The organism is Methylobacterium sp. WL8 (assembly GCF_008040045.1).
Taxonomy (GTDB): domain Bacteria; phylum Pseudomonadota; class Alphaproteobacteria; order Rhizobiales; family Beijerinckiaceae; genus Methylobacterium; species Methylobacterium cerastii.
The window spans coordinates 1-9,418 of sequence record NZ_VRVF01000113.1; the positions used below are offsets into that span (position 1 = coordinate 1).

Below are 9,418 nucleotides of genomic sequence, written 5' to 3' on the forward strand. Positions count from 1 at the left end.
GAAGGGGGCCAAGCGGAAGGGGGCCGGGCGGAAGGGTCTTGGCTTGGCGGATGCCGGGCGCGGTCCAGGCGGACTCGACCCGGAACAGGCCGGCCGCGACGTCGACGTCGCCGTAGCCGGCGCGCATCGCCCCCAGGGTCGCGCCGAGGATCGCGGCGGCGGCGGCGATCGCCTCGCTGCGGCCGGAGGCGTCGCGCAGGGCGTCGCCGAGCGCGATCAGCGCGCGGTGCCGCGCCTCGGTGGTGCGCTCCAGGGTGATGTCCTCGATCATCGCCGTGATCTGCAGCCGGTCGCCGAGCGCCTGCGACACGAGGTTGACCCGGCCCCAGATGATGCGGCCGTCGGCGCGGCGGTAGCGCTTCTCCAGGGTCTCGCGCATGACCTCGCCGGCGGCGAGGCGGCGGTGCAGCGCGTCGCGCTCGGTCGCGTCCTCCGGCGGGGTCCAGCGGGCGACCGACCGGCCGACGATGGCGGCGGCCGGCGCGCCCCAGATGGCGCAGAGCTTCGCGTTGACGCTCAGCGCCTCCAGGGTGTGCGGGTCGATCTGGACGATGCCGACGTTGGCGCCCTCGAAGATCGCGCGGAAGTCGGCGGCGACCCGGTTGCGCTCGGTCAGGTCGAGCATCGCGCCGACCATGCGCAGGGGCGTGCCGTCCGGCGCACGGATCACGTAGCCGCGGTCGAGCACCTCGGCGTGGCGGCCGTCGGCGCGCAGGAAGCGGTATTCGAGGCTCCAGGCGTCGCCCCCGCCGCGGATCGCGGCGACGAGCGCCGCCTCGACCCGGTCGCGGTCGGCCGGGTGGACCTGCGCCAGCCACCACGCCCCCGTGGCGGCCGCGCCCGCGGGGTCCCAGCCGTAGGCGGTCTGCAGCGCCTCGTTCCAGGTGACGGCGTCGGCGACGAGGTCCCAGTCGCGGATCGCGTCGCTGGTCGCGCGGGCGATCAGGCGGTAGCGCTCGCGCACCGCCTCCGAGGCGAGGGCGGCGGCCTTGCGCGCCGTCACGTCCCGGACGCTGCCGACGATCCGGTTGGCGCGGCCGCCCGCGAGCACCGGACGGCCGCAGATCGCGACCCAGCGCGCCGCGCCGTCGTCCCGCGCCAGGCGGTAGTCGCCGCCGAAGCGCCCGTCGCCGGCGGGGTCGAGGGAGGCGCGCAGGTCGGCCGCCGCCCGCGCCCGGTCGTCCGCGTGGATCGTGCGCAGGAAGCTCCGGGCGAGGCTCGCCGGCTGCGCCGCGCCGATCCCAAGCAGCCGGCGGGCGGCGACGTCGCAATCGAGGTGGTCGGCCACCGGGTCGTAGTCCCAGATCCCGATCCCGGTCGCCTCGACGGCGAGCCGCATCAGCAGGGCGCTCTCGCCGAGGCGAACGGTGGTGGAGGCGCTGGCCTCCAACGCCTGGCGCTGCCGGGCGAGGCGCGCCTCGCGCCGGTCGAGGGCGGCGCGGGCCTCCAGCAGGCCGACCGTGCGGCGCCCGAGCGCGTGCAAGCCCGCCTCCTGCCCCGGGGTGAGGCCGGCGCGCGGGGCGTCGTCGAGCACGCAGAGCGTCCCGAGCGGCACGCCCGCGCGCGATTCGAGGCGGAGCGCCGCGAGGAAGCGGAACGGGCGGGGGCCGGCGCCTCCGAGGTCGGACAGGATGCCGGATTCGCCTTGCTCGACGTGCTCCTGGCAGAGCCCGCCCCGTTCGATCAGGCGCGCCGGGGCCCGGCCGCCGGGCGCGGCGATCCCGAGCTGCGCCGCCACCTGCAGGCCCGCGCCGTCGGCGAGGGCGAGGAACGCGGCCGGCGCGCCGAGCAGTTCGCGCGCGAGCAGCACGGTGTCGTCGAACCCGGTCTCGGCCGGCGGCGCGGCGGCGTGGGCCGACACCAGCGCGACCCGGTCCGGGCGGGCGTCACCGGGCGGCATCGCGCCTCGCTGCGATCCCGTCGCGGCCGGGCTGGGCCGCGCGCTCCGAAGGTCCTGCGACGGCGTGGCCCGCGCCGAGGACGGTGTCGTAGTGGCGGTGGACGGCGCCGTGGCACTCGCAGGCGGCGTCCACCATCGCGGCCCGGTCGAGGACGGTGATGCGGCCGCGCCCGACGCGGAGCAGACCTTGCGCCTGCAGGGTGCTGAGGATGCGGGTGAGATAGGTGCGCTGGACCCCGAGCATCGCCGCGAGCTGCTCGTGGGTCACGGGCAGCACGTCGCCCGCGATCCGGTCCTGGAGGGTCAGCAGCCAGCGCAGGCAGCGCGCCTCGATCGGGTGCAGGGCGTTGCAGGCCACCGATTGCAGCACCTGCGCGAGCAGGCAGTCCGAGTAGCGGGTGAACAGGGCGCGCAGGGTGGCCGAGCGGCGCTTGGCCTCCTGCAGGTGCGCCGCGTCGAGGCGCAGGGCCGGCCCGCCGATCTGCACCACGGCGCTGGTGGAGGCGGGCACCCGGCCGTCGCTGACCACGCCGCCGACGGCGCCCTCGCAACCGATCGTGGCGGTCTCGGCGCTGCGGCCGTCCTGCATCGCGATCAGCAGGGTCACCACCGTCTGCCGGCAGGGGAAGGTGATCGCGCCGACCTCGGTGCCGGCGGCGAAGATCACGTCGCCCTTGGCGTAGGTGGTCGGTTCGAGATGCGGCGCCAGCAGGGCGCGGTCGGCGTCCTGCAGGTCCTGGAGCAGGCGATTTCCGTCGAACGGGGAAGAGGACGCGGCCGGCATGCGATTCGACGGTAGGAGTTGGAACGTCACAACCTACAGGACATGCGACGGTCCGGTCCGTCCATTAGTTGACAGAACATGCACGAATTCGATGATTTTTCAGCGTCGGCGCGCGGGTTTTCCGCCGCGCACGCGCCGCGGACCCGGCGACCCGTCCGCGCAAGCGCGGACGGGAGGACTACTTGCCGGTGCAGAGGCCCTGCTGGGCGAGGCGCCCGTGCTCGCGCGGGTCGCAATCGGTCGAGAGGAACGAGGCCCACTCGGCCGGCGTACCGTAGAAGGCGTTGCGGTCGACGTCGCCGCGCACCCCCGGCACGCGGCCGGTCGAGGTGAACTGCCACAGCATCCACTTGCGGTTGGCGAAGCGCTGCTCGGGCTCGGCGGCGGTCGAGCGCAGCCAGTGCGGATAGTCGGGCAGCTCGCCCTCGAGCACGTCCTTGTGGAAGGTGATGTCGGTGTAGATGATCGGCCGCTTGCCGGTGTACCGCTCCATCTCCTCGAGCATGTACGTCGTCATCGCCAGGGCCTGCGCCTTGGGCAGCTTCTTGGGGCAGGTCTGCGAGTGGCCGTTCCACTCCACGTCCAGCACCGGGGGCAGGGCGGTCGGATCGTTGGGGACGTTCTTCTTGAACCAGTCCATCTGCTCCTTGGCCGAGCGGCACCAGAACACGAAGTGGTAGGCCCCGCGGGGCACGCCCGCCTGGCCGGCCGCGTCCCAGTTGGCGCGGAAGCGGTCGTCGACGTGGTCGCCGCCCTCCGTCGCCTTGATGAAGGCGAACTGGGTGCCGGCGGCGCGGACCGAGGCCCAGTCGACGTTGCCCTGCCACTTCGAGATGTCGATGCCCTGGATCGGATGGCTCTTGGCCCGCGCGACGCCCGGATGGGGCTTCGCGTCGCCGTTCGTCGGGTAGAAGTCGTTGTTGGCCGCGCACGCCGCGAGGCTCGCCAGCAGCGTCGCCGCGAGGATGCGTTTGGCGAAGGTGGACTTGGCGAGGGCGCGCAGGCCGGCCGAGGTCGGAGCGAGATCCACGGGTCGAGCATTCCTCAGCGACATCGATGCCCGGCCCGCCATCTGGTGAAGCGCCACAACAGAGGTATTCGATGACCCCGGGGCGGTTAACAGACTTTTGCCGTCAATGCGGCGGAATTCCGGAACCCGTGTCGGCCGAGACACATGACCGCGTGGACGGCGTCCGCGCGCCGCGCGCCGGTTCGGTTAAGTCACGCCGCCGCCTCGCTTCTTCGGAGGGCTCGGGTTGGGTAAGGTTCTGTTCACCATAGGATACGAAGGCCTCGACCCGGAGCGCCTGACCGGGGCGCTGCGCGACGCCGGATGCGGCCTGCTCGCGGACGTGCGGGCGGTGGCCAACTCGCGCAAGCGCGGGTTCTCGAAGGGCGCGCTCAAGGCCGGGATCGAGGAGGCGGGCCTCGCCTACGCCCACCTGCGCAGCCTCGGCACGCCGAAGGCCGGCCGCGAGGCCGCCCGCGCCCACGACGCGACGCTCATGCGCCAAATCTACTGCGAGGCGGTGCTCGACACCGCCGACGGCGGGCTGGCGTTGGACGAGCTCGCCCGGATGGCCGAGGCCGCGCCGACCTGCCTGCTCTGCTTCGAGCGCGACCCGGAGCGTTGCCACCGGCGCGTGCTCGCCGAACGCCTGGAAGACCGCGGCTTCACCACCGTCGACCTGTTCGGGTGACCGGCCTCGAACCCCACGACGAAGCCCGTCCGGACGGCCGGAGGCCGTCCGCAAGCGCGAACGCGCGCCGCCGCCCGTGCGGCGGACGCCTTCGACCCCGGTCGAAGGCAACGACCGTCACGCGTCGGGCCGGCCTTCGCTGAAGCGCCGGAACGCCTCCAGGGTCTCGCCGCTGACGTGGTGCTCGATGCCTTCGGCGTCGCGGCGCGCGGTCTCGGGGCTGACGCCGAGCGCGCACAGGAAGCGTTCGACGATGCGATGGCGCTCGCGCGCCTGGCTGGCGAGCGCCCGGCCGGCCTCTGTGAGGAACACCCCGCGATAGGGGCGCTGCTGCACCAGCCCGTCCTCGGCCAGCCGCTTCAGCATCTTGGCGACGGTCGGCTGCGCCACGCCGAGGCGGGCGGCGATGTCGACCTGGCGCGCCTCGCCGCCGTCGCCGATCAGGTCGGCGATCAACTCCACGTAGTCCTCGACGAGCTCGGAGCGCCGGGCCTCGCGGGCCTGCCGGAAGCTCTCGACGTGGACCTCCGGATCGATGAGCGCGGGCTCGGATCGTGGCGGATCCTGCATGGTGCCGGCTCTCTCCCCTCGAGCAGGTCGCGTGGGCGGACGCCCTGCGGCGTCCTTGCGCGCGATCCCTGCGGACACACCGGGAAGCCGGTCGGCTGCGGCGCGAGGCCCCTGTTTAGCAAAAGCGCGGCGGAAGGCGAGCCCCGGCGCGGCGCAAGAATCGCCCTTGACCTTGAGCCCGGGCGCATCTTTATAGCTCATGCTATACAAGGCGCGGCACGGGGCCGTGCGGAAGCGCGGCGACGTCCATGGACCAACCCCTCGCGGAGACGCCGGCCGGCCGCCGGATCGCGCCGCAGCGCGAAAACCTGAGCCGGCGCACCGAGCAGGGCATCCGCGACGTGCTCGACGGGCGGGCCGTCGGGCGCGGGCGGTTCCTGCTGTTCACGGGGCCCGCCGTGATGGCCTCGATCGCCTACATGGACCCCGGCAACTTCGCGACGAACATCCAGGCCGGCGCCAAGTACGGCTACCGCCTGCTCTGGGTGGTGCTGGCCGCCAACCTCGTGGCGATGCTGTTCCAGGCGCTCTCGGCCAAGCTCGGCATCGTCACGGGCCAAAACCTCGCCGAGCTCTGCCGCGCGGAGTTCCGCAAGCCCGTGCGCCTCGCGATGTGGGCGGTGAGCGAGCTCGCCGCGATGGCCACCGACCTCGCCGAGTTCCTCGGCGGCGCGATCGGGCTGTCGCTGCTCACCGGCATGCCGCTGTTCGCCGGCATGGTGGTCACGGCAATCGTCACCTACGCGATCCTGCTGCTGGAGCGCGGGGGGTTTCGCTGGATGGAGATCGTCATCGGCACGATGGTGGCCACCATCGGCCTCTGCTACGCGATCGAGCTGTTCGTCGCCCCGGTCGCCTGGGCCGACGCGGCCAGGGGCCTGACGACGCCGCGGATCCCGGACGCCGAGGCGCTGACCATCGCGGTCGGCATCATCGGCGCGACGGTGATGCCGCACGCGCTGTTCCTGCATTCGGGGCTGACGCAGGGGCGCGGCGGGGTCCGCGACGACGCCGACCGGCGCGTGCTCCTGCGCTACTCGAACCGCGAGGTGGTGGTGGCGCTGGCGCTCGCGGGCCTCGTCAACATCGCCATGGTGATCATGGCGGCGGCCGCCTTCCACCTCGGCCACAGCGAGGTCGCCGAGATCGACCAGGCCTACAAGACGCTGACGCCGCTGCTGGGTCCTGCGGCGGCGGGCGCGTTCCTGGTCTCGCTGATCGCGTCGGGCGTGTCGTCCTCGGTGGTCGGCACGATGGCCGGGCAGATGGTGATGCAGGGCTTCCTCGGCTGGCGCGTGCCGCTGGTCGTGCGGCGGCTGGCGACCATGGTGCCGGCCTTCGTGGTGATCGGGATCGGCGTCGACCCGACCCGCGCGCTGGTGCTGTCGCAGGTGGTGCTGTCCCTGGCGCTGCCGGTGCCGATGGTCGCGCTCGTGCTGTTCACCCGGCGCCGCGACCTGATGGGCGCCTTCGCCAACGGCCGGGCGACGCAGGTCGCCGCTTTGGCCGGCGCGGCCCTCGTGCTCTGCCTCAACGCGGTCCTGCTGGCGCAGGCCTTCGGCCTGCCGATCCCGGGGTTGGCGGCCGGCTGATCCGGGCTCCCGTTACAGCCGGCCCGATCCGGCATGCCGGGAGGCTGACACCGGGCCCGCTTTCGCGCTCAATGGCGTCCGGACGCGAGGATCGAGCGGCGATGAACGCCGCCGACGGCGTCCCCGGGAGAGACGCCATGATCCGTCACCTCGTCATCGCGGCCGCGTGCCTGACCGGCGCGCACGCCGCGCTCGCCCAGGACAAGGCCGCCCCACAGAATCTCGCCCAGGCCGACCTCGCCCCCGTCAAGATCGGCGTGCTCAACGACCGCTCGGGCGTCTATTCCGATTCCACCGGCGAGGGCGCGGTGATCGCCGCGCGGCTCGCCCTGGAGGACTTCAAGCCGGCCGAGCACGGGCTCTCGGTCGAGATCGTCTCCGCCGACCACCAGAACAAGCCCGACATCGGCGCGGCGCTGACCCGGCAATGGTACGACCGCGACGAGGTCGACGCGGTGTTCGACGTGCCGACCTCCTCGGTGGCGCTCGCCGTCAACGCGATCACCCGCGAGAAGAACAAGGTGTTCGTGAATTCCGGCGGCGGCACGCCGGACCTCACCGGTGCGCAATGCACCCCCAACACCGTGCACTGGACCTACGACACGGTGGCGCTCGCCACCAGCAACGGCAAGGCGATGCTGAAGCGCGGCGGCGACACCTGGTTCTTCCTCGCCGCCGACTACGCCTTCGGCCTCGCGCTGGAGCGCGACACCCGCGCGGTGGTGCTCAAGAACGGCGGCACGGTGCTCGGCACCGTGAAGACGCCGTTCCCGACCGCCGACTTCTCGTCGTTCCTGATCCAGGCGCAGGGGTCGGGCGCCAAGGTGATCGGGCTCGCCAACGCCGGGGGCGACGCCGCCAACGCGATCAAGCAGGCGCACGAGTTCGGCATCCGCGAGAGCGGGCAGGCGCTGGCCGCCCTGCTGATCTCCTCGACCGACATCCACGCGCTCGGGACCACGATCGCCCAGGGGCTGACCCTGACGGAGGCGTTCTACTGGGACCTGGACGACCAGACCCGCGCCTTCTCCGAGCGCTTCGCCAAGCGCGACGGCGGCCGCAAGCCCACCGCCTACCAGGCCGGCGTCTACGGCGGCTTCCTGCACTACCTCAAGGCGGTGGCCGCGCTCCATTCGGCGAAGGACGGCGCGGCCGTCGTCGCAAAAATGAAGGAGATGCCGACCGACGACCCGCTGTTCGGCAAGGGCACGATCCGCGCCGACGGGCGCAAGATCCACGACATGTACCTGTTCGAGGTCAAGACACCCGCCCAATCCAAGGGCGAGTGGGACCTCTACAACATCCTGGCGGTCAACCCCGGCAAGGACGTCTTCCGCCCGCTGAACGAGGGCGGCTGCCCGCTGGTGAAGGGGTGAGCGACGGATCGAACGGGACTGACGATTCCTTCGCATGAGGCCGGAACGGCTCACGAAGGCGCCTTACAATTCTCCACCGTCATTCCGGGGCTGCGAAGCAGAGCCCGGACCCGGAGGGCCGCGCCGAAGGTGTGCAATCCAGATCCGCCGACCGTGCTCGCTGAAGTGCGACCTGCGAGTCTGGATTCTGGGCTCGCCTGCGGTGCCCCGGAATGACGGGTTTGCCTTGGATGACCGCGCGCTTCGTCAAGATGCCATGCGCGATGAGGAGGCCGCCGGCTGGGATCGCCTTCACGACCGCTTCCTCACGAAGCGCATCCATCGCAGCCAGAGCTATTCCGAGAGAGACGCCTGCACCAATCAGGCGGAGTCGTTCTTCGCCCGCCTTCGACCGCGACGAGATGGGCGTTCACCACCGCGTCAGCGGCGCTTACCTCGGTGCCTATGCTGGTGAGATGGCTTGGCGCGAGGATCACCGACGCGTCAGAAACGGCGTCCAGTACCTGAGGCAACGATCGCCGCCCTCACGCATCCGGTGTGGCGTCAGTGGAAGGGCTACTGGCAACGGTAAGCTGCTGCGCGGCTTCAACCTGCTGACTTACATCGTGATCTGAAAACTCCAGGATCTCTCCCTTCCTAAGCAATTCTGCCAATATTTCTTTTATAAGTTTTCTTTTTTCTTCCTCACTATTAAGGTAAATTGCTATTGTGTAATCGACAAGCGGCTTTGGCTTTCCTTCCATCCAGTCGCTGAAAAATCCTTTGTCGTCTTTGCGCTTACCCCTCTCAAACAGGTCTCGGAAGCGCAAAGGGGAGATACCAATGAAAGGAGAAAACTGAACCTTTTGAGTTTTGTTAGCGCCCGTTCCTACATATAGCGAATCTTGTTGCAGTTGCTCCGCATAGCTTTTCGGGTATGGCTCAATGTAAAGCACTCTACCAATGCCCGCAGCTACGATATGTTTTGAGCACATATGGCATGGAAAAGTAGTGCAATATAATATTGACCCCTTAATTGGTATTCCAAGCCTTGCGGCGTCTGATATAGCAGACATTTCAGCATGGATTATTCGACCAAATTCCAGTAGATCCATTAATTGTGAACCCTTTAGTGGGCTATCTTTCTTGCTAGATTCCGCTATTACTTTCGAAACCAGTTCGTCCACCTGAGATTGATCTGATATAAAACCGGACAACGCAAGGCGTCTGACAGTATCGGCAAGTATAGCCCGCTTGATACGCTCATTTTCATCGCCTTCAAGCGTGTAGTCTCGAGCGTCGTCGGCGTCAGAACTCCAATAGGTTCCGCCGTTTGCTTTCGGAACCTCATTGCAGCCTAGGGTCTGCACCTCCCCATTGGCTAAAAAAACTAGGACGGCAGAATTGGCTGTTTGAGCGTTGAGGGTGCGGGGGCGTCTACGGGGAGGCGCATGATGTCTCGCACCCAGTGTCGGACGCCGGATCGTGAGCGGGTCCTGGTTCCGGTCCGCCAGCAC

General features: G+C 69.9%; 8 protein-coding genes and 1 pseudogene. 4 read left to right on the plus strand and 5 right to left on the minus strand.

Annotation, left to right across the window (positions count from 1 at the left end; all coding sequences use genetic code 11):
* The 3 genes from FV234_RS24120 to FV234_RS24130 form a co-directional block, all read right to left on the minus strand.
* On the minus strand, positions 1-1,900 hold a 1,900-nt coding region (locus FV234_RS24120; protein WP_147832153.1), incomplete at its 3' end, for a PAS domain-containing protein.
* A complete protein-coding gene (locus tag FV234_RS24125) occupies positions 1,887-2,684 on the minus strand; it encodes a Crp/Fnr family transcriptional regulator (RefSeq protein ID WP_147765209.1) in 798 nt (265 codons plus the stop codon). The genes FV234_RS24120 and FV234_RS24125, both read right to left, overlap by 14 nt.
* Positions 2,685-2,862: 178 nt before the next feature.
* Positions 2,863-3,687, minus strand: coding sequence for a glycoside hydrolase family 25 protein (locus tag FV234_RS24130; RefSeq protein WP_238271567.1), 825 nt, complete (start codon positions 3,685-3,687; stop codon positions 2,863-2,865).
* A 253-nt stretch (positions 3,688-3,940) separates the two neighbouring features.
* On the opposite strand from FV234_RS24130, the gene FV234_RS24135 reads away from it, so the two are divergent.
* Entirely contained in the window at positions 3,941-4,384 is a 444-nt protein-coding gene (locus FV234_RS24135; protein ID WP_147765210.1) for a DUF488 domain-containing protein, read from the plus strand.
* Between the two features lie 117 nt (positions 4,385-4,501).
* On the opposite strand, the gene mntR is transcribed toward FV234_RS24135, so the two are convergent.
* Complete coding sequence (gene mntR, locus FV234_RS24140; RefSeq protein ID WP_147754042.1) at positions 4,502-4,954, minus strand: manganese-binding transcriptional regulator MntR; 453 nt, start codon at positions 4,952-4,954, stop codon at positions 4,502-4,504.
* Positions 4,955-5,202: 248 nt separating this feature from the next.
* On the opposite strand from mntR, the gene FV234_RS24145 reads away from it, so the two are divergent.
* From FV234_RS24145 to FV234_RS24155, 3 genes and pseudogenes are all read left to right on the plus strand, one after another.
* Positions 5,203-6,546, plus strand: coding sequence for an Nramp family divalent metal transporter (locus FV234_RS24145; protein WP_147765211.1), 1,344 nt, complete (start codon positions 5,203-5,205; stop codon positions 6,544-6,546).
* A gap of 137 nt (positions 6,547-6,683) precedes the next feature.
* Positions 6,684-7,922 (plus strand): ABC transporter substrate-binding protein, encoded by a 1,239-nt coding sequence (locus FV234_RS24150; protein ID WP_147765212.1) that lies wholly within the window; start codon positions 6,684-6,686, stop codon positions 7,920-7,922.
* 265 nt (positions 7,923-8,187) lie between these two features.
* A pseudogene (locus FV234_RS24155) lies at positions 8,188-8,493 on the plus strand (transposase); the annotation flags it as partial.
* Here FV234_RS24155 and FV234_RS24160 read toward each other — a convergent pair.
* The coding region (locus FV234_RS24160; protein WP_246686298.1) for a deaminase at positions 8,447-9,418 on the minus strand (972 nt) is incomplete at its 5' end. The pseudogene FV234_RS24155 and the gene FV234_RS24160 sit on opposite strands and share 47 nt — an antisense overlap.

What these genes read in the sequence shown, in the direction of transcription:
- FV234_RS24150 (WP_147765212.1), top strand. Translation starts at nt 6,684, where the DNA reads ATGATCCGTCACCTCGTCATCGCGGCCGCGTGCCTGACCGGCGCGCAC.
- FV234_RS24145 (WP_147765211.1), top strand. Translation starts at nt 5,203, where the DNA reads ATGGACCAACCCCTCGCGGAGACGCCGGCCGGCCGCCGGATCGCGCCG.
- mntR (WP_147754042.1), bottom strand. Translation starts at nt 4,954, where the DNA reads ATGCAGGATCCGCCACGATCCGAGCCCGCGCTCATCGATCCGGAGGTC.
- FV234_RS24125 (WP_147765209.1), bottom strand. Translation starts at nt 2,684, where the DNA reads ATGCCGGCCGCGTCCTCTTCCCCGTTCGACGGAAATCGCCTGCTCCAG.